This is a genomic window from Jeotgalibaca sp. PTS2502, from assembly GCF_001975685.1.
Taxonomy (GTDB): domain Bacteria; phylum Bacillota; class Bacilli; order Lactobacillales; family Aerococcaceae; genus Jeotgalibaca; species Jeotgalibaca arthritidis.
This window is the reverse complement of sequence record NZ_CP019433.1, coordinates 1,985,600-2,004,344: the sequence shown is the minus strand read 5'-3', so window position 1 is coordinate 2,004,344 and position 18,745 is coordinate 1,985,600. Positions and strand designations below refer to the sequence as shown.

Genomic DNA, 18,745 nt, shown 5'->3' with positions numbered 1-18,745 from the left:
TTGCTTCCTCTCTTATCGCACTTTATCCGCTGAATAAAGGAAAAAGCCAGTATCGGTTTCTCGATTTTCAGGGTGATGGGTGATGATTTGTTCATTTAACTGCGCCAGCAATTCAGGCGTCGCCTCATTATTTTCGATTAGCGTACGCGCTTGGTGGAAAACAGTGACCACTTCGACAAAGGCTTGCCCCGGTGTATAAAGACCATCTAAATACCAATTGTCTGCATGAATATCAGCTAGCATCGGCAACTGCACCATCAAGTTCAAGTCCTTGTTGGCAAACACATGAGTGCCGTGGCTATCTTGGTAAATGGCATAATGAGTATCATCCTTACCCGGTTCAGATAAAAAGAGATGGCGGTCTTCAAAATTTAATGCGTCTTTTTCAATGTAGTTAAAATAATTATTAAGGAGTTCTCGTCTACTTTGATGAATGCATTGTGCGCCGTAAACTTGCGTCACGACGGGCAATTCTGCTTTTGGAACTAGCAATTCTAGCTCGACATAGGGAACTTCTCGAGCAATTAGCGCTGCGACAGCCCCATACTTTTTCCAAAAGTTTATCTGGCCGTGGCTCGTCACCAACACAGATGCATCATAAATATAGGGGATGTAATAGTCAGGATCTTTCATAATCTGGATGAGCCCTGTGTCTCCTACCATTAGTTTATCAACCTTTAATGCTTTCATTCGCTTCAAGAATGGTCGTGCTTGTTCAATTTTGTCATTGTGGAGAATCGCGTTAGCAGCAACAATAACTTGCTTACCCATTTGATGGGCGATAGCCACTAACTCACCAATTTCATCATCTCTTAAATAACCTGGAACACGCAACCCAAAGACCTCTTCTCCTACTATTAACTGGTCAGCGCCAGCTTCTAGGAGTAACTTTCCTTGTTCAAGCGATTCAGTTGTTGCAATCAACTCAATCATTCAGTAACCTTCTTTCTTTTTGTGAATCATTTATTATGCAATCTATTTTTACATCAAAAATTAAATGTTCATATAGACACATTTAATAGCTGCATAGCCATATTTATAGTCTTTATCAGATGTAAAAATTTCACATATCAGTCGTTTCACAAGCATTTTATCACATTTAAAAGTTTGCGACTAGAGGCACAAAGTGGGGTTACGGAGTGAATATGTCGAGTGACGAAAAAAAAGAGTCAGTTGACATTTATTCGGAAAAAATGTCGACTGGCTCTCTTTTTAATTCTACTTGGTTATTTTCCTTAAAACTGATCTCGTGCTTGTCGCAATTGAATGAATGACTCTAAATTTTCTGCTTGCAGGAATAGATTAATCATCCGTTCCTTTGCCATCGTCGTTGGCAAGGTCGGTTTATGCGCTTGGCGCAATTGAATGGTCTCTTCTAATGCTTGGTCAATCGCTGAATTTCCGCCCTCCTGCGTTTTAGCAAAACGCAAATTAGTTTCTGTATATTCATGGGCTGGATAAACGACGACAGTGTCTGCCAACTTATTTAATTTTTGAAGGGCATCGTATTGGGCTTGGTAGTCACCAGTAAAGACGCGACCACATCCAGCAGAAAATAAGGCATCACCGCAAAAAAGAGCATCGGTAGTGAGGTAGCTAATATGTTCTTCTGTATGTCCTGCCGTTTTAATAACCTCGAAGGTTTGGTTGAAAAGTTGGATGCTGTCGCCTTCTTTTACAACAGTTGTTGCTAAATGACCGGTCTCAATCGGACCATAGATAGGCGTTTCAGGGTAACGGTTTACAATTTCCAAAACACCACCTGTATGATCATCATGCTTGTGAGTCAAAATAATCCCTTCTGGAATTAGATTTTTAAGTTTTATATAAGCTAACACGCCCTCTGATTCGCCGGGATCAACTATAATAACCCGTCCCTCTTGTTCGAGCAGCCAAATATAATTATCCGTAAAAGCAGAAATAGGATGAATGTGAGTCGTCATTATTTTTCTCCTTCCATCTTTCATTTTCTCTATTATAACAATCCTAGTTGCGATTCGACCACTATTAAAAAATAATGAATCTTTCATGATAGATATACTACCCAATGATGTGCTTTTTTGTTATTGTATTACTATGAAACACTTTTGGAGGTAATGATGATTAAATTCGAACATAAAATGCGTGGGAACGTCTCTCTAGGCGTGAATCCTATTGGCTGTAAACAACATGTTTTAAATCAAATTAACTATGTAAAAGAACAAGGCCACTATGAAGGCCCTAAAAAAGTATTGATTATCGGCGCCTCATCTAGCTATGGATTGGCTTCTCGTATCAACGTAGCCTTTGGAGCTGGTGCTGATACGATTGGCGTTTCTTTTGAAAAAGGACCAAAGTCAGAGCGAAGCTTAGGTTCTGCTGGCTGGTATAACAACATCTACTTTAAACAAGCCGCAGAAAAAGAAGGCTTAATCGCTAAAAACTTTGTCCAAGACGCCTTCAGCAACCAAACAAAGCAAGATGTTATTGATTACATCAAAGCAGAATTTGGCGGAAAAATTGATCTAGTGGTTTATAGTTTGGCTTCAGGAATCCGTATCAATCCTGAAACGGGCGAACGAATCAACTCTGTTATCAAATCAATCGGACAAAATGTTGTTGGACCAAACATTAACATTGAGAAACAAGAATTTTACGAACAGGCTTTAGAACCTGCCACCGAAGAAGAAATTGCTGATACAGTCAGTGTTATGGGTGGTGAAGACTGGTTATTCTGGATGCAAGCTCTTAAAGAAGCTGATGTTCTAGCAGAAGGCGTTCAAACAACCAACTATTCTTACCTGGGTTCTGATTTAAATAAACCTTACTACGGTGACGGCACACTCGGTCGTGCCAAAGCAGATTGTGAAGAAAAAGCAGTTCATATTAATGACCTATTAACAGACATTAAGGGTAAAGCGACCATTATCATTGCAACAGCTGTCACGACTAAAGCAAGTTCAGTTATTCCATTTTTCCCTGTTTACTGCATGGGACTTTACCGTGTGATGGCTGACAATGGCACGCATGAAACACCGATTATGCATATCGACCGCACCTTTAGAGATATGGTCTACGGCGACAAAGCTGAGTATGATGAACTTGGCCGCTTACGCCCAGACAGCTGGGAACTTGATCCAGAAGTCCAAGCTCAAACGGAAGCACTCATTAAAGAGATTAACGAAGGAAACTTCAATTCAGACAAAACAGGCTACAGCATGTTCATGAAAGAATTCATGAATCTAAGCGGCTTCGATGTTGATGGTTATGTCGAAGAAGCAGTTACAATTGACGACTTAAAAGCGTTAGAATTTTAATAAAAAAAGAGGTTGGAAAAATTACCAACCTCTTTCCTATACCCGAATAATATAGCGTAAATGTGCTCAAAAAGGCAGCCCCGACGTCCACTTCACGAATCATGCTCAGATGGTCTGCAACCATCTTGCGCTTATTCGCTCCAGTGATTCGGGGCTGAACGCCTTTTTTCCCACTCTCTTTTTAATCAATAAATTTGTCTAGAATAGACCGTAAGACTTTTTCACGTAATTCCACTGTTTGAATTTTGTTATTGATTTCATACCCTCGCACCAATACTTCTGATACATAAAGTTGGGAAATCTTTCCAGCTAACGAACCCCCATCAAAAAACTCTTCATTCGCACTTTGCAAAACAATATCACTCAATTCCGCAATAGGTGACGTTTTAAAATTGGTAATCGCAATAATCGGGCAATGATTCTTTTTAGCGATGGCCAAGGAATCATAGACGTCCTTTGTGCGACCACTCAATGAAAAGCAAATCACCAAATCAGTTTCATCTAATAATGATAAGGCATGAGCTTGAAAATGCGGATCAATGGTATGGTTGGCATGAACGCCTACCCTCAACAGCATTTTTTCCAAGGAAGCCGCAGACAAGCCACTCGATCCCACTCCGATAATATAAATACGCTTTGCATTCGTAATATGATTGATGGCGTCTAAAAGTGTTTCTGGATCAATCAGTTGTCTAGTCGATTCCAAAACCTTAATTTGATTATCTAGAATCTGATCATAAAACTTATCTGTACTCTCTTCTTCATATTGACTAGTAAATTCATCTTTAGCAATCGCTATTTTTAAATCAGAAAAACCTGAATAACCGAGCTTCTGACAAAAACGAATTAAAGTCGCATCGCCAACCTTAACGGCATCTGTTACATCTTTCATGGTTTTATAAGCGGTCTGTTCCTTTTCATCCAATAGATAATCAGCAATTATCTTCTCTGATTTCGTTAACGCATGATAGTTTTCTAATATCGTTTGAGCAAGTCCCATAAAGTCAGTCCTTTTCTTAGTTGTATGCTTATTATACACGAAGTTGACCATTTTATTTAGCTATTTACAAATATGAAAGCGTGTGCTATATTCTATTTGTGGAGATAAACTCCGAAAATAAATAAAAAATGGAGGAAAAATCCGTGAAGAAAAACGAGATGTTAAACAAGATGCGTAATGGCATTATTGTCTCTTGCCAAGCACAAGTTGGTGAACCCTTATATACAGAAGAAGGTGGCATTATGCCCTTACTAGCTCTAGCTGCTGAACAAGCTGGTGCTGTTGGGATTCGTGCTGAATCTATTCGAGATATTAAGCAAATTAAGGAAAAAGTCACTCTGCCAATTATTGGTATTATCAAAAAGGAATACCCACCTCAAGCCCCTTTTATTACGGCAACTATGAAAGAAGTCGATGAATTGGCTGAAGCAGGTGTTGAAGTTATTGCCCTTGATTGTACGAAACGTGAGCGTTTTGATGGCAAAACTATTAATGAATTTATTCATGACATTAAAACAAAATACCCAAATCAACTATTTATGGCTGATATTTCAACTTTTGAAGAAGGCATGAATGCTTTCCAAGCTGGTATTGATTTTATTGGGACAACCTTAAGTGGTTATACCGATTACAGCACTAAACAAGATGGGCCAGATATTGATCTAATCAAACAATTAGTTGATGCCGGTGTTGATGTGATTGCTGAAGGTAAAATCCATACTCCTGAGCAAGCTAAAACGATTCAAGAAATTGGGGTAGCTGGTATTGTTGTCGGTGGCGCCATTACACGTCCAAAGGAAATTGCTAGTCGTTTTATCAATCATTTAAACAAATAAAAAAAGGAGTGAACAAACATGTTTAAAAAATTCTCTCAAATAGGTAGAGCCATGATGCTACCTATTGCTATCTTGCCTGCTGCTGGTCTTTTGCTGGGATTGGGTGGTGCTTTAACAAACCCCAGTACGTTAGCTGCTTATCCGTTTTTAGATATTGCTTGGCTTCAAGTTATTTTGAATGTCATGAGCTTTGCTGGTAATGCTGTTTTCGCTAACTTGCCGCTTATCTTTACAATCGGTATTGCAGTTGGTTTATCAAACGGTGACCGTGGAACAGCTGGTCTTGCTGGTGGTGTTGGTTACGTTGTTTTCGCAGCGACAATCAGTGGTTACCTACAACTTTTTGCAGCTGAGGGTGCAACAATCGACACAGGTGTTGTTGGATCAATCGCTGTCGGTAGTACGGTTGCTATTTTACATAATCGTTATCGCAAAATTCAATTGCCACAATTCTTAGGTTTCTTTGGTGGATCACGCTTTATTCCAATCGTCGCGTCTCTTTCAGCTATTATTCTAGCAACTATTTTCTTCATAATTTGGCCACCGATTCAAGGAGCTATGACTTCTGCAGGTGAAGCAGTTGCTCAAATGGGAAGCTTTGGAACATTCTTATATGGCTTCTTACTAAGACTAACAGGTGCTGTTGGCCTTCACCATACGATTTATCCATTATTCTGGTATACATCACTAGGTGGAACAGAAGTAGTTGCTGGCCAATCAATTGCCGGCGCACAAAATATTTTCTTTGCACAATTAGCTGATCCAAACCACACTGGTTTATTCACTTACGGCACACGCTTTTTCGCTGGTCGTTTTGCAACAATGATGTTTGGTTTACCAGCAACAACGTTAGCAATGTATCATTCTATTCCTAAGAAAAATAGAAAAGAAAACGGCGGACTTTATTTCAGTAGTGCCCTAACATCATTCTTAACTGGTATTACTGAACCGATCGAGTATATGTTCTTGTTTGTGGCTCCATGGTTGTATGTGGTTCATGCTTTCCTAGACGGCGTTTCTTTCTTCGTTGCTGATTTACTTAGCATCCGTATCGGAAATACCTTCTCAGGTGGGTTCATTGACTTCTTCTTATTCGGACCACTTCAAGGAAATGACAAAACAAACTGGCTTTGGGTTATCCCAGTCGGAATCGTTTGGGCACTCCTTTACTACTTTATTTTCCGTTTCTTGATTACGAAATTCAGCGTAAACGTACCTGGTATGGAAGACAGCGACTTAGTAGCTGATTCAGGAAACACAACCGTTTCTGCACCATCATCATTGAATGATGAAGCAAACATTATTATCCATGCACTTGGCGACGACGCAAACATTGAGTCTGTTACAGCTTGTGCAACACGCTTACGTGTCTCAGTAAAAGATGGCTCAATCGTTGATAAAGATTCCATCAAACGCTTAGGCGCAACTGCCGTATTTGAAGTACAAGGCGGCATCCAAGCTGTCTTTGGCGGAAAAGCAGACTTGCTTTCTCAAGAAATTAATCAAATTATGGGTACTGAAGACTAATAAAAAATACAGCGACCAGCCATATTGTGCTGGTCGCTGAATTTTTATTTGTAGTAAACTTCGTCTAAATACAAGCCTTGAGCCGGCACTGTCTCGCCAGCATCTTTGCGAACTTTTTGTTGCAGAATCTCTTCGATAGCTCCAATGGGCATATGTCCTAAACCAATTTCTACTAGGGTACCTGTTATAATTCGTACCATTTTATGCAAGAAGCCATTACCTGAAATTGTCACACGAATCATGCTACCTTCTTGGGTAACCGTTAACGATTCAATTGTTCGAACGGTTGATTTCTTCGTTTTTTTAAGAGCAGAGAAACCAATAAAGTCGTGTGTACCTAATAATATTTGGCCTGCTTTTTCCATTAAATCGCAATCCAATTTTTCTGCAATATGATAGCTACGATTGCGCTCAAAAGCATTGGGAACAACTTGATTCCAAATGTAGTAGCTATACTGTTTACCTGTTGCGTTGTAGCGCGCGTGAAATCGGTCGTGAACTTCTTCAATTTTGGTGATTACAATGTCTTGCGGCAAATAGCGATTCAAGAAATCTTGCATATCAGCTAATGGCATCGTAGATGCCGTTTTAAAATTCGCCACCTGTCCCCTTGCGTGGGTGCCCGCATCTGTTCGGCCAGAGCCAATAATCTCTATTTTTTCCCCTGTCATTTCGTGAATAATATTTTCAATTTTCCCTTGGATCGTTTTATCAGAATCGCCCAGACGTTGCCAGCCTAGGTAACGTCTGCCGTCGTATTCAATCGTTAGTTTGATATTTTTCATTGGGTTGCTCCTCGCCTCGTTTTCAAAACTCGTTCTGGTCTATTTTACCGAATAAATTGAAAAGGCTCAATGATGGATGTGAATGGAGAGCTTTTGATGAGTGATGCTTTGGATTTTTAGCATTTAAAGAGGTTCGGTGTGGCTTTTGGCGTTGAACCTCTGGATTATCTCAAAATTAAGAGGTTCGAGACACTTTTCAGCACTGAACCTCTGGATTATTACTAAATTAAGAGGTTCAAGACTCTTTTCGACACTGAACCTCTGGATTATTACTAAATTAAGAGGTTCAAGACTCTTTTCGACACTGAACCTCTGAATTATTACTAAATTAAGAGGTTCAAGACTCTTTTCGACACCGAACCTCTGGATTATTACTAAATTAAGAGGTTCAAGACTCTTTTCAGTCTTGAACCTCTTTTTAATGATTATTTTTCCATAAAAAATAGTGATACGCCGTTTAGACCGACGTGTGTGCCGACAACTGCACCCATTTGCATCAAATGAATGATGCCTTTGAAGTCCGTTTGCGTTTCAATACGTTCTTTTAATTGATGAGCGATATCAATGCTTGATGAATAGCCAACAATGACGAAATTGGTTAAGCCATCATGCTTACGTTTCACGAATTCATCCACGTAATATTTCAGTGCTTTATTCGTTCCTCTTACTTTAGCAACAATAGCGCCTTTTCCTTGCTTCATCGACATAATAGGTTTAACGCGCAATAAGCTCCCCACAAATGCGCCGGTATTTGAAATTCGGCCGCTCTTAATTAAGTTTTTCAAGTCCTCTACACACAAGAAATGCTTGACTTGTTTTTTGTGCGATTCATTAAAGTCAATCAACGCTTCAAACGAGTAACCCGATTCTAACAGCTGCGCTGATTTTAAGATAAGCCAGCCACTGCCATGGCTCATGGATAAGGAATCGACAATATGAATTTTAATGGGTGACTGCGGGTACAAGTCATAAAATAACTCTTTCGCTAAAACAGCTGACTGGTAAGAGCCACTCGTGCCGCTCGACATACAGATGCATAAAAATTCAGTGTAACCTTGCTCAATTGCTTCATCGATAATTGCCAGATACTCTTCTGGACTTGGCATCGATGTCGTTGGAAGTTCCTTCAATCCAGGCAACCGTTCAAAAAACTTATCTGCGGAGAGATCAATTTTATCTCGATAAGAGTCCTCTCCAATGTTTATTTTCAGCGGGGCAATCCCGATATTGTAATGCTCTACAATTTCTGACGACAAGTCGCACGTAGAGTCTGCCATAATTTTAATCATTTCAATCTCCTCATGATTAGTCAACTTGCCTCATTCAGAGATTGCTAGTCTGACTATAGATATTAAAGCCCTTTCAAGCCCAACACTCATTATAGAGAAGACAAACTAGTCTGACAAGCACAAAGAAGGCTCACAAGAAACAATTTCTAGCAAACCTATCTGTTATACTTCATATTTTGAAATAACTTTTTTAATAATATTTAAAAAAGCTTCTTCGCCAAACGCATTAAACTTGTAGAAGAGCGCTTGACTGCCGCCCGATGCAACGGCGCTCAGCTTAATAACATCGCCTAGCTCGAAAAAGCTTAAACTCAAACTCACACGGTTGCCACCGATTAGACTGTAGCGTTCATAAACTCGAACCCAGCAGCGACTTCCTTCAAAAACAAAACTTGACCATCTGATTCATAAAGAGATGTTTCGTCATATTGAATCGGCATAATCACTGCTTCTTTGCCCACATGAAGAAAACCCGCTGTATCCATGATCGTGTTCGTGCCGCCGCCTTCAGTAATATGTCCCAGCACCCTTACGCTAATAATCTCGCCTTGCTTTTTATCAGTCCGCAAATCTCCCATTATCTTAAATTCGATAACTGAAAAATAATCAATTTGGCTGTTAAATTGCGCTTCTAGATTATGAACAGCGACCACTTCTCCGTAAAATGCCATAACGGGAAGATCATTCCACTCTTCTGCTAGCAACTCTTCCTCTGAAAGGTAAAGCAGATTGGCTTCCGTTTGATTGCCTGCCGGCGAATCGGAATAACTAATCGAAATCGAAGAATCGGACTTTTCCAGTGTAAATGTCAGCAAATGGTCTGTCACTCCTGTGTTTCTTCTATTGGTTGTTGCATTTGTTGCGTCGGAGATTTGTCAAAATATGCTAGCACGAATATCGCTACTATCCCTAAAGCAAGTGCACTAGGAATGAGAAGGAGATGACTTTGCTGTTTCTTTTTCTGCAAGATACCCTTTTCTATTTTTCTTTCGCTCATTGCGGTTCACCACCTAATTTTTCCCGAAGTATGAGGCGTGCTTAATGAATATAGTGACGGACAGTTGATGGCGGTTTGTTAAGCATTTTTGATAGTTCGATACTATTATAACGCTCGTAGTAATAAAGATAGACAACGACCTTATACTTTTCAGGTAAGGTCATGATTGCCATCAATGTTTCGTCAACATCTAACTGATGACTCCCCATTAACTGATCATCTTGACTATTATTTTTCTTACTAAACCACCAATGCTTCAATTTATTTTTAAAGATATTGGATGCAACACGAATCAGCCAAGCCTTTTCATGGTCGGCATTGTCAAAATAAGGCTCTTTTCTTATCAATTGAACAAAGGTATCTTGGACGCAATCCTCTGTATCAGAGACATTTTTCAAGTAAGTAAAGCATATCCGATACAGCATTAACTTATACTTCTCGTAAATGACCATCACTTCATCTTATGTACGTGACTGTCTTTTCGACATGAGCAACCTCCTCCCTACACTATTAATACAATCGAGAGTACCTAAGTGTCGACATTATTTATATTTTTTACAAAAAAGAGCCTAGGATAACCCAGACTCTAGCTTCACTCGTTAAAAAATATGATTAAAATGCGTTGTACGATTCCGACCATTCTTTTTGGAGAAATAAAGGGCTTGGTCTGCCTTTTCAATGATGGTGCTATGATCATCTCTGTTCGTAAAGGTCGCAACGCCGATACTAATCGTTAATGACTTAATGACTTCCCACTCTGTTTCAGCAACTGCTAGCTTCATACGTTCAGCCAAAGCGATTGCCTCTTCTTCCAAACTTGCTGGCAGAAGCACCACAAACTCTTCTCCGCCATAGCGAGTCACAATTGCCTCTTCTGAGGCACAAGCTCTCAGAGTATCTGCCACCTTCACTAGAACGCGGTCACCCATAGGATGTCCAAAGCAATCGTTAACTTGCTTAAAGTGATCAATATCAATAATTAACAGAGAAAACACGTCTCCATTTTCCCAAAATCGCAAAATAACATCCTTCAAACACTCATGCAAATATTTGCGGTTAGTTAAACCCGTTAGGTGGTCGGTGTTTGAAACTTTAACTAATTCATCGTTAATCATTTCTAACGTTTCTTGCTTTTGCTGGATTTCCCGGTTTATTTTTTCCAAATCAACTAGTGTCTGTTCCACCAGAGATTTTGTCTTTCGTAGCTCTGTTTCGTATTCCATCCGCTTGTGCATGGGCAGTAAAACCATATCAATGCGGTAATTAGCTTCATGTGGGAAACGGCGGGCGCTTAGCATAAAGGGAATATCGTCTCCATTTTTCTTTTTTAACTTAATAAAAAGCTCTTTTACGTGCCCATAGAGCGTAATATTAGGATAAAAGTAAGAATGAAACATCATCTTCACTGCTAGCGGGCTAATATATTCAATGTGCTGCCCCATTATTTCTGTTTGCTCATAGCCCATGTCAATTAGAAAGGTATGGTTCACCTCTAAAATATAGCCTTCGTGATCAAGGGATAAAAAACTACATGGTGCGTTTCTTAATCGTTCGTCCATGCTCTTTCTTCTACCTCCTTAACCTAAATAAGCTTTAATCGCTTCGATTGTTTCTTCAGGTTGGCTAATGTGGGGGTAATGCCCTTTAGCATCCATCACTTGCAGCTGGTTGTTGGCCAAATGGTTATTTAAGTATTCTGCTACCTCAAAAGGAACAATGCTGTCATGAGCGCACTGCAAAATTAAACTATCTACCGTTACATCGGCTAACACATGGCGGTAGTCAGAGAAAAAAGTCACTTCCGCAAACTGACGAGCGATTTTAGGATTATTAGAGACAAACATATTTTCCAAATCAGATACTTTCGGCGTATCTTTTGGTTGATCCATTGCCATTGGTGCCATGTAACTGGCCCAACCCTCGAAGTTCATTTCCATTAACTCGAGTAGATCATGGATATCCGATTTATCGAAACCACCGTGATAACCTTCACTATTTAAATAACAGGGTGATGGTCCAATCATAATTAACTTTTTAAAGACATCTGGTCGTTTAATCGATGCCAACAAGCCAATCATCGAGCTAATTGAATGACCTACAAAAATAATATTTTCTAAGTTTAGACTGCTAATAATATCTAAAACATCTTCTACATAGCCTTCTAAACGATTATATTTCACGGCATCATAAGCTGAAATATCTGATGAACCAGACCCTGTATAATCAAACAAAACTAGCTTGTAATCCTTCTCAAATGCTGGCGAGATATAGCGCCACATACTTTGTTCACAGCCAAAGCCATGCGCCAACATCATAACTTGCTCGCCTTCTCCTTTTATCGTCACGTGATTACGATTCAACACATCTACCATACCAATCCTCCTATACCTATCATTTTATCTATTATAATCTAAATCAATGAGATTTTGCTGAAATTTTCACAAGGATTTTATACTGCCAGTTAAATGTACTTATCTAAACTCAGTTGATACTGGTTCTAAACGGAATAGCTGTCTTTCTTCATCCCATTCAATAATTTTTGCTGTCAAATAAATATGATCTCCCATTCCAATTGTATCAGGTATATTTTCACCTGTGAGGTTAAGGTTAGAGATGTTAACATCTCTTATCTGAAAATTTGGACCATATACTTCTGTTTCACTGTAATCTCCAGTATAAATTAATAAATCATATCTTGTTGTATAGCTACCATGATTATTCATATAGGCGATGTTTGCATCAAAGGCGATTGTTCTACCTTTATATTTCTCCGCAAATTCACTTGTTTGCTCATCTGCTGATTTCTTCCCTAATACATTAGCAAACTCTTCATTGTTTTCTACTGTAATAACTTCATCTTTTGTAGAATCAATAGATTCTTCAATCTTACTTGTATCATCTTCTCCTTTTTCCTCGTCTATATTTTCACTCTCATCAGTTTCTGTATCTTGAGTAATATCTTTATCGGTTTCTTGAAATGTATGATAAAAAACTATAATTTCTACATCTGATTCAAAACGACTGCTAGTAGAAAAAGAAGTCTCTCCATCAATTGTGATTTCTTCTACTTCACCGTCTTCAGTCAGCCATCCAAATACTAAGTCTTCTATTTTTTTAGTTTTTACATTTGTAAATCCGGCATTTTCAAAGTCAGCTACTACATCTTTATAAATGGCGTCATCTATATCCGAAGAATATGGCGAATTTATTTTGCCATCATCAATCTTTTCTTCACAACCAATTAGAAAAAATAGCGTTCCTATTAAAACTAACACTCTTTTCATTCTTACTCACTCCTCAACCTACAATTCTAAATTTACTTAATTATCACATATTACGCATTAATAAAATAGAAAAATAATCCGCTCTCTGCACACAACAGAAAGCGGATTATTTTACGATTTATAAACAATATCAGCTATTTCTTCCTCTAACAAGACTTGACGAACCAAATTAAACGCACTCCAAACCGAATAGTCTCGGTTGAGATTTCGCTTATAGCCGAAATGAAAAATTTTAGCGAAGGTTTTTTTATTTTTTTGAGCGATGCCAATCCAGACTGTTCCGGGAATTTCACCTTCTAACGAACTCGGTCCAGCAGCACCCGTTAAGGAAACGGCTATATCCGCATCAAACTTGGTTAGTGCCTTTTCCGCCATCTCAAACGCACACTCCGCGCTCACAACTCCATACTTTTTAATGGTTTGCTTGCTGACGCCTAACAACTCATTTTTCACACGACTGCTATAGGTCACTATCCCACCTTCAAAAATAGACCCGGCTTCAAACAAACTCGATAGCCTGCTTAAGAAAGCTCCTCCAGTCAGACTTTCTGCCCCCGTAATTTGTTTGTTTTGATCAATTAATCATTCACGAACCAGATTGGGCAAATCCGTCTTGCCGTGACCGATGATATAGTCAGCTAAACGATCAGTGACCTCATCTTTAAGTGATTCAAGTTGTTGATTAGCTTTCTTCTTTTCTTTGTGATGGGTGGCCAGATGAACTTCAATTTCTAAGCCATCAGCATATAGTTGAATAAAACCATCATCTTGTTGACTGAATAAGTCTCCTAAATCATGTTGTGCCTGTGCCATTGTTAAACCAAAAAGACGAATCACGTGATGGCTAAAATGGTGATTCTTTAATCGTTTTTCAATCAGTAAGGGTTTGGCATGTTGGTTAAACATGGGAGCCAGTTCATCGGTTGGGCCCGGCAAGAGTAAGTAAGCATGACTGTCACTTTGGTAAAACATTCCTAACGCAAGACCAGTCACATTTTCAAGTGGGATAGAATCCAACAAGGTTAAGGCTTGTAGTTGGTTGTTTTCGGACATAACGAGATCTGAATTTTTATGATAGGTAATAATACGGTTCTGAGTCGCTTCATCAAGAACAAGCGGCTTGTTCAAATAGTCAGACATTGCCGTTTTCACAATATCATTGTCATCCGGACCTAGACCACCCGTTAAAATGATCAGTTCTGCTTCAGCTTCTGCTGTTTTTAACAGCTGCCTTTAACTTTTCGCTGTCGTCATGAATCATAACTACTTGCGTCAGTGACACACCCATTGCTGACAATTCCCGTGCTAAAAATGCCGCATTATCATTCACAGAAACGCCAGTTAGCAAACTTGAGCTTACAGAAATGAGTTCAGCTTTCATCGTGCTATCTCCTTGATACAGTTTATTCTTAAAGTGAGTTTATCATAACTATCCATTTAGGCAAAAAGATAACAGGGAAAGCTGCCCCTGATATCTTTTTGTCTCTTAGTTATTTTTTTTTAAAATACCGTCTTCAATTCTATAGACTTGATCACAATACGTTAACATTCTTTCATCGTGGGTTACCATAATTGCTGCTTTTTGACGTGTCTTTACTTGTTTAGAAATAAGTGAAACAACATCATGAGCACGCTTAGAATCTAAACTTGCAGTCGGTTCATCTGCTAGAATAATACTCGGATCATTCATGAAAGCACGAGCAATCGCTGTCCTTTGGCGTTCCCCTCCAGATAATTGATAAGGATAGTTATTTAGCTTTTCTCCTAGTCCAATTTCTTCCAATAATTCTTTAGCAAATTCACGATCTTCTGCTTTGATTGATCCATTCATTTTTTTCACTACTAGTAATTGATCTAAAACAGTTAGATACGGCAGTAAATTGGATGTTTGTAAAATAAAGCCAATATTTGAGAGTCTCATCTTTGATAGTTTCTTTTCTGACAATGCAGAAGTTGATGTATCGCCAATAATAACTTCACCTTCCGATGCCTTTAGCAATGCTCCTGCAATGGAGAGGAACGTACTTTTTCCAGATCCGGAGGGCCCGATGATTGCGACAAATTCCCCACTCTCAACTTTCAATGATACATTATCTAAAGCAAGCGTTGAAAAATCACCTTCGCGATAAACTTTGCTTACATTCTTTAATATAATACCACTCATTTTATTCTAACCTCCCTAGAGCCGTAACTGGATCAATTTTAACAATACCTCTCACTGAAAATAGCGAACCAAACAAGCTGGTCAGCAAAATAACAACGCTATACACTACAACCATCTCATCTAATAAATTAAACGGCATACTTTCTGGTAAAAAAGCTTCTGTGAGATAAGTTAGTCCTATACCAATCACAATACTGATGGAGACCAATAAGAACACTTGAGACACCACGCTTCTAATTACAAAACCATTACTTGCTCCAATGGCCTTCATCACGCCAAATTGATGGGTCTTTTGATTTGTTAAGACGTAGAAAAAAACAGCTATAATAAATGCTGAAATTAAGATAAGTAACCATAGCATCAAGTTAATCGTTCCGCTCTCTGCTTTGTAACCCGGTACGCCATTTAATGTTTGCTTTTTATTAGCAATCTCAACACCAGAAATCTGTTGTGATATGCGATTTTCGACTTTATCGGATCCTTTTAAAAAAATAGCATTTATAGGATTGTCAATACCTTGATTTGACCCAGGAACAAGATATTTAAATGCTTGAACTGTATCTAGTGGAGCATAAACTGCTGGCATATGATTTAATTTTTGATTTTGGACAAACCCACCTATTTCAAATTCCGTCCCCACACCACTTAATATAACTGAATCGCCTAAAGAAAAGCCTTCTAATTTTAGACTTTCATCTACTAATATTGTGTTTGGGTTATTCGAATTCAATGACTCCCCTAGAATAACCTTTGGCTCTAAAAAACTAGCAGGTTCGATCCCAACAAACATGACAGAAGTCTTTTTACCTGATTCATCACCTTTTGCATCACCTAATAAAATAGCCCCAGCAGATGTGATAATGCCTGCTGCTTCGTCAACACCCTCCACTTGTTCAACTTGCGCTACCGTTTCCTGAGATAGAATTGACTTCCCTAATGCGAATTCTGAATCTTCTTGAAATATTGCAAAATCCATATTTGAGTAACGAATTACTGCAGTCCCTAAGTCTGATAATCCATTTCCCAATCCAGATAACATAAATACAAGCCAAGTTATAAAAACAACAATGATACCAATCAATAGGAATCGTCGTTTCGAAAACCAAAGTTCTTTCCTTGCTAAAAACATTCTTCTCCCTCTTTCTATTTATATTATTTATGAAAGTAAGGTTTAGTATACACCAAAGTGACATGTGTGTCACTAATTATGAAACTGAATTCAGACTAAAATACCTTCGAACAACATTCTTTTTATATAAAAAGCTCTTTTATCGAGAGGTAGCCCTGCACGATTGGGTAAGTTGATACTATGAAAGATTGTTTCTATAATAATTTCCGGAGGAATATCCTTTTTCAAGACACCTTTATGTTGACCCTCTTCAATTAGTTGTTGGATAAAACTGAAGAATTGAATGTGAAAAGCTTTAGACTGTTGAATAGAAGAGTCCATTTCATTTTCTTTCGTCCACATCTGGTTAGGAACCATACTGGATATTTTATGTGTGTCTGCATAGTCAAAGACTATATCCATTAATAATTGAAGTTTATCATTATAATTCATCGACCAATCGATGTTGTCTAGTCGTTCTAAGACCTCTTTTAAACTATTATTGAGATAGGCTTTTAATAGATCGTCTTTATTTTTATAATATTTATATAGAGCTGTCCGAGTAACGTGAAGTTTGTCGGCCAATAGCTGGAAAGAGAATCGATCATACCCTATTTCCAACATCAACTGTTCTGTAGCTTCATAAAGTTCTCTTTGGTTAAATTTTTTTTTTCTTGCCACTACGCTTCTTACTCCTTTTTCATGTTGTAGGTTCAGTATACCACCTTTTTTCCAACACCTGTCAAAAGGAAGCTGGGAAAAGGACTTTTATCTGCTAATTGTTAGACCACCCGAGTAATGAGGGCGATCTATGAGTTTTTGCCCGAATATCTCATCATTGTAAGTTGCTAAACCAACAATAATAATGACACAGTACACGTTAGGTCTACCTTTTGTAGTGAGTTTGCACTGTAAGTAGGCAAAACTAAGAAGAGACTAGGATTTTATCCCAGCCTCCTCTTAGTTCTATTTTAATTTACTAAGCCGCTAAAAACGCCTTGCAAGCTGCTTCGCATTCGCGGCAGGCTTTGGCACACTGTTGACAATGGTCGTGGTCATGTTGCTCACATTCCGTTGCACAAACCTCACAGGCACGCGCGCAAACGGCGACTAAGTCAGAAAATAGATTACTTTCTCTATAAGCAAAATCGACAACGAGCCCACATATATCTGCACATTCACGGTCCGTCCGAATACACTCAGCCATCATCGCCACATGATCTTCCTTCAAACACGCATCAAAACAAATCTGACAAGCTTTTTGACATGCCAACACTTGACTCACTAAACCTTCAACTGCCTTATTCATTATCAATCGCTCCTTTGTTTTTGTCTCTAGCTTTATACTACGCCTCGACTAAACAAATAGCAAATGATACGAACAACAGACCGGTTTGTGCTTAGACCGATTCATCCTCAAGCGATTGATATGTCACTTCTAACCCTCTTTGAACAGCTGGGCGGTCAGCAATACTGTTTGCCCACTCAACCAGATTCTTATAAGAGTCCACGTCTAGGAATTGAGCTGATCCATCATATAATTTCCCTTGTGCCAAACGACCATACCAAGACCAAATGGCAATGTCAGCAATCGTATAGCTATCACCTGCAATATAATCACGGTTTGCTAGCGTTTTATCTAACAAATCTAACTGACGTTTCGTTTCCATAGTGAAGCGATCGATAGGGTATTTTAGTTTTTCAGGCGCATAGGCAAAGAAATGACCAAAACCGCCGCCCACATAAGGGCCAGCACCAATTTGCCAGAACAACCAGTTCAAGACTTCTGTTCGGCCGTGACTATCAGATGGAATCAGTTTGCCAAACTTTTCTGCCAAGTACAGTAAAATCGAGCCCGATTCAAAAATCTCGACACGCGGTTGTTGACTTTGATTAACTAGGGCTGGAATTTTAGAGTTAGGGTTGATGGCCACAAAATCAGAGCCAAACTGGTCTCCTTTTCCGATATTGATTAAATAGACATCGTAGTCGGCTTCCGTCACACCTAGTTCCTTCAATTCTTCAAACATAATCGTTACTTTAATCCCATTCGGCGTTCCCAATGAGTACAATTGAAAAGGTGCTTCTCCGACTGGTAACGTTTGGTCAAAACGGCTGCCTGAATCCGGACGGTTGCCACTTAAACTATCTGTCTCGTCTTCCCACTTCCATACATCTGGTACTTGATAAGTTGTCATCTAACCACTCCTTACATTTTGTTAGTTCTATCATACCCGTTTCTAACAAAAGGCGCTATTGATTTCTTTAATTGAAGGATTATAAAGTAATATTATGAACGTTGAAAGCCAAAACAACCTTTTACACCAAAACATCAATGCTTCCAAAATTTCTGCGTATCTAAACCGATTCCGAACACCGATTTACATGAATCGATTAGCGATTTAATCTCTGAAGTAGGAAAATCCTTAAAAGATCATCCTGAAATCGATGGTTTGAAA

General features: G+C 38.8%; 23 protein-coding genes. 3 read left to right on the top strand and 20 right to left on the bottom strand.

Features of this window, described 5'->3' with window-relative positions; all coding sequences use genetic code 11:
• Positions 1 to 12: 12 nt before the first annotated feature.
• Both BW721_RS10035 and gloB read right to left on the bottom strand, forming a co-directional pair.
• Positions 13 to 933, bottom strand: a complete 921-nt coding sequence (locus BW721_RS10035; RefSeq protein ID WP_076768340.1) for a peptidase U32 family protein — start codon at positions 931 to 933, stop codon at positions 13 to 15.
• 302 nt (positions 934 to 1,235) lie between these two features.
• Entirely contained in the window at positions 1,236 to 1,943 is a 708-nt protein-coding gene (gloB, locus tag BW721_RS10030) for a hydroxyacylglutathione hydrolase (protein ID WP_076768339.1), read from the bottom strand.
• Between the two features lie 153 nt (positions 1,944 to 2,096).
• Here gloB and fabV point away from each other — a divergent pair, with 153 nt between their 5' ends.
• Positions 2,097 to 3,296, top strand: a complete 1,200-nt coding sequence (fabV, locus tag BW721_RS10025) for an enoyl-ACP reductase FabV (RefSeq protein WP_198031349.1) — start codon at positions 2,097 to 2,099, stop codon at positions 3,294 to 3,296.
• A 181-nt stretch (positions 3,297 to 3,477) separates the two neighbouring features.
• On the opposite strand, the gene BW721_RS10020 is transcribed toward fabV, so the two are convergent.
• Positions 3,478 to 4,296, bottom strand: a complete 819-nt coding sequence (locus BW721_RS10020) for a MurR/RpiR family transcriptional regulator (RefSeq protein WP_076768338.1) — start codon at positions 4,294 to 4,296, stop codon at positions 3,478 to 3,480.
• Positions 4,297 to 4,454: 158 nt separating this feature from the next.
• Here BW721_RS10020 and BW721_RS10015 point away from each other — a divergent pair, with 158 nt between their 5' ends.
• Both BW721_RS10015 and BW721_RS10010 read left to right on the top strand, forming a co-directional pair.
• A complete protein-coding gene (locus BW721_RS10015) occupies positions 4,455 to 5,132 on the top strand; it encodes an N-acetylmannosamine-6-phosphate 2-epimerase (protein ID WP_156892275.1) in 678 nt (225 codons plus the stop codon).
• 18 nt (positions 5,133 to 5,150) lie between these two features.
• Complete coding sequence (locus BW721_RS10010) at positions 5,151 to 6,659, top strand: PTS transporter subunit EIIC (protein WP_076768336.1); 1,509 nt, start codon at positions 5,151 to 5,153, stop codon at positions 6,657 to 6,659.
• A gap of 44 nt (positions 6,660 to 6,703) precedes the next feature.
• Here the strand turns inward: BW721_RS10010 and truA are convergent, their stop codons facing one another.
• The 17 genes from truA to yghU all read right to left on the bottom strand — a co-directional run bounded on the left by truA (position 6,704) and on the right by yghU (position 18,484).
• On the bottom strand, positions 6,704 to 7,444 hold the full coding sequence (gene truA / locus BW721_RS10005) for a tRNA pseudouridine(38-40) synthase TruA (RefSeq protein ID WP_076768335.1): 741 nt from the start codon (positions 7,442 to 7,444) through the stop codon (positions 6,704 to 6,706).
• Between the two features lie 425 nt (positions 7,445 to 7,869).
• Entirely contained in the window at positions 7,870 to 8,733 is an 864-nt protein-coding gene (locus BW721_RS10000; protein WP_076768334.1) for a DegV family protein, read from the bottom strand.
• A 162-nt stretch (positions 8,734 to 8,895) separates the two neighbouring features.
• Positions 8,896 to 9,069: a DUF6054 family protein gene (locus BW721_RS11855; protein WP_232222982.1), complete on the bottom strand. Its 174-nt coding sequence runs from the start codon at positions 9,067 to 9,069 to the stop codon at positions 8,896 to 8,898.
• The gene (locus BW721_RS09995) at positions 9,069 to 9,548 is read right to left on the bottom strand and encodes a hypothetical protein (RefSeq protein ID WP_156892238.1); all 480 of its coding nucleotides are present in this window, start codon (positions 9,546 to 9,548) and stop codon (positions 9,069 to 9,071) included. Before BW721_RS09995 ends, BW721_RS11855 begins: the two co-directional genes overlap by 1 nt.
• Before the next feature lie 8 nt (positions 9,549 to 9,556).
• Complete coding sequence (locus tag BW721_RS11850; RefSeq protein ID WP_156892237.1) at positions 9,557 to 9,730, bottom strand: hypothetical protein; 174 nt, start codon at positions 9,728 to 9,730, stop codon at positions 9,557 to 9,559.
• A gap of 41 nt (positions 9,731 to 9,771) precedes the next feature.
• Positions 9,772 to 10,155 carry an RNA polymerase sigma factor gene (locus tag BW721_RS09990; protein ID WP_198031347.1) on the bottom strand — a complete coding sequence of 128 codons (384 nt, stop codon included), beginning with the start codon at positions 10,153 to 10,155 and terminating at the stop codon, positions 9,772 to 9,774.
• A gap of 174 nt (positions 10,156 to 10,329) precedes the next feature.
• Positions 10,330 to 11,289 (bottom strand): sensor domain-containing diguanylate cyclase, encoded by a 960-nt coding sequence (locus BW721_RS09985; RefSeq protein ID WP_076768332.1) that lies wholly within the window; start codon positions 11,287 to 11,289, stop codon positions 10,330 to 10,332.
• Between the two features lie 18 nt (positions 11,290 to 11,307).
• Positions 11,308 to 12,102 carry an alpha/beta fold hydrolase gene (locus BW721_RS09980; protein ID WP_076768331.1) on the bottom strand — a complete coding sequence of 265 codons (795 nt, stop codon included), beginning with the start codon at positions 12,100 to 12,102 and terminating at the stop codon, positions 11,308 to 11,310.
• A 99-nt stretch (positions 12,103 to 12,201) separates the two neighbouring features.
• On the bottom strand, positions 12,202 to 13,014 hold the full coding sequence (locus BW721_RS09975; protein WP_076768330.1) for a DUF4839 domain-containing protein: 813 nt from the start codon (positions 13,012 to 13,014) through the stop codon (positions 12,202 to 12,204).
• A gap of 111 nt (positions 13,015 to 13,125) precedes the next feature.
• A complete protein-coding gene (locus BW721_RS11665; protein WP_232222981.1) occupies positions 13,126 to 13,557 on the bottom strand; it encodes a CinA family protein in 432 nt (143 codons plus the stop codon).
• A gap of 39 nt (positions 13,558 to 13,596) precedes the next feature.
• On the bottom strand, positions 13,597 to 14,205 hold the full coding sequence (locus BW721_RS12185; protein ID WP_250637836.1) for a molybdopterin-binding protein: 609 nt from the start codon (positions 14,203 to 14,205) through the stop codon (positions 13,597 to 13,599).
• 13 nt (positions 14,206 to 14,218) lie between these two features.
• The gene (locus BW721_RS12180; protein WP_083686858.1) at positions 14,219 to 14,395 is read right to left on the bottom strand and encodes a molybdopterin-binding protein; all 177 of its coding nucleotides are present in this window, start codon (positions 14,393 to 14,395) and stop codon (positions 14,219 to 14,221) included.
• A 105-nt stretch (positions 14,396 to 14,500) separates the two neighbouring features.
• Positions 14,501 to 15,178 (bottom strand): ABC transporter ATP-binding protein, encoded by a 678-nt coding sequence (locus tag BW721_RS09965; RefSeq protein WP_076768329.1) that lies wholly within the window; start codon positions 15,176 to 15,178, stop codon positions 14,501 to 14,503.
• A 1-nt stretch (position 15,179) separates the two neighbouring features.
• The gene (locus tag BW721_RS09960; protein ID WP_076768328.1) at positions 15,180 to 16,307 is read right to left on the bottom strand and encodes an ABC transporter permease; all 1,128 of its coding nucleotides are present in this window, start codon (positions 16,305 to 16,307) and stop codon (positions 15,180 to 15,182) included.
• Positions 16,308 to 16,397: 90 nt separating this feature from the next.
• Positions 16,398 to 16,967, bottom strand: coding sequence for a TetR/AcrR family transcriptional regulator (locus tag BW721_RS09955; protein ID WP_076768327.1), 570 nt, complete (start codon positions 16,965 to 16,967; stop codon positions 16,398 to 16,400).
• Positions 16,968 to 17,265: 298 nt separating this feature from the next.
• Positions 17,266 to 17,595: a four-helix bundle copper-binding protein gene (locus tag BW721_RS09950; protein ID WP_076768326.1), complete on the bottom strand. Its 330-nt coding sequence runs from the start codon at positions 17,593 to 17,595 to the stop codon at positions 17,266 to 17,268.
• Positions 17,596 to 17,686: 91 nt separating this feature from the next.
• A complete protein-coding gene (yghU, locus tag BW721_RS09945) occupies positions 17,687 to 18,484 on the bottom strand; it encodes a glutathione-dependent disulfide-bond oxidoreductase (protein ID WP_076768325.1) in 798 nt (265 codons plus the stop codon).
• Between the last annotated feature and the right edge of the window lie 261 nt (positions 18,485 to 18,745).

What these genes read in the sequence shown, in the direction of transcription:
- BW721_RS09980 (WP_076768331.1), bottom strand. Translation starts at nt 12,102, where the DNA reads ATGGTAGATGTGTTGAATCGTAATCACGTGACGATAAAAGGAGAAGGC.
- gloB (WP_076768339.1), bottom strand. Translation starts at nt 1,943, where the DNA reads ATGACGACTCACATTCATCCTATTTCTGCTTTTACGGATAATTATATT.
- BW721_RS10010 (WP_076768336.1), top strand. Translation starts at nt 5,151, where the DNA reads ATGTTTAAAAAATTCTCTCAAATAGGTAGAGCCATGATGCTACCTATT.
- BW721_RS10035 (WP_076768340.1), bottom strand. Translation starts at nt 933, where the DNA reads ATGATTGAGTTGATTGCAACAACTGAATCGCTTGAACAAGGAAAGTTA.
- BW721_RS10000 (WP_076768334.1), bottom strand. Translation starts at nt 8,733, where the DNA reads ATGATTAAAATTATGGCAGACTCTACGTGCGACTTGTCGTCAGAAATT.
- BW721_RS09965 (WP_076768329.1), bottom strand. Translation starts at nt 15,178, where the DNA reads ATGAGTGGTATTATATTAAAGAATGTAAGCAAAGTTTATCGCGAAGGT.
- BW721_RS09990 (WP_198031347.1), bottom strand. Translation starts at nt 10,155, where the DNA reads ATGCTGTATCGGATATGCTTTACTTACTTGAAAAATGTCTCTGATACA.
- yghU (WP_076768325.1), bottom strand. Translation starts at nt 18,484, where the DNA reads ATGACAACTTATCAAGTACCAGATGTATGGAAGTGGGAAGACGAGACA.
- BW721_RS10020 (WP_076768338.1), bottom strand. Translation starts at nt 4,296, where the DNA reads ATGGGACTTGCTCAAACGATATTAGAAAACTATCATGCGTTAACGAAA.
- BW721_RS11850 (WP_156892237.1), bottom strand. Translation starts at nt 9,730, where the DNA reads ATGAGCGAAAGAAAAATAGAAAAGGGTATCTTGCAGAAAAAGAAACAG.
- BW721_RS09975 (WP_076768330.1), bottom strand. Translation starts at nt 13,014, where the DNA reads ATGAAAAGAGTGTTAGTTTTAATAGGAACGCTATTTTTTCTAATTGGT.
- BW721_RS09960 (WP_076768328.1), bottom strand. Translation starts at nt 16,307, where the DNA reads ATGTTTTTAGCAAGGAAAGAACTTTGGTTTTCGAAACGACGATTCCTA.
- BW721_RS09985 (WP_076768332.1), bottom strand. Translation starts at nt 11,289, where the DNA reads ATGGACGAACGATTAAGAAACGCACCATGTAGTTTTTTATCCCTTGAT.
- fabV (WP_198031349.1), top strand. Translation starts at nt 2,097, where the DNA reads ATGATGATTAAATTCGAACATAAAATGCGTGGGAACGTCTCTCTAGGC.
- BW721_RS12180 (WP_083686858.1), bottom strand. Translation starts at nt 14,395, where the DNA reads ATGAAAGCTGAACTCATTTCTGTAAGCTCAAGTTTGCTAACTGGCGTT.
- BW721_RS09950 (WP_076768326.1), bottom strand. Translation starts at nt 17,595, where the DNA reads ATGAATAAGGCAGTTGAAGGTTTAGTGAGTCAAGTGTTGGCATGTCAA.
- truA (WP_076768335.1), bottom strand. Translation starts at nt 7,444, where the DNA reads ATGAAAAATATCAAACTAACGATTGAATACGACGGCAGACGTTACCTA.
- BW721_RS10015 (WP_156892275.1), top strand. Translation starts at nt 4,455, where the DNA reads ATGTTAAACAAGATGCGTAATGGCATTATTGTCTCTTGCCAAGCACAA.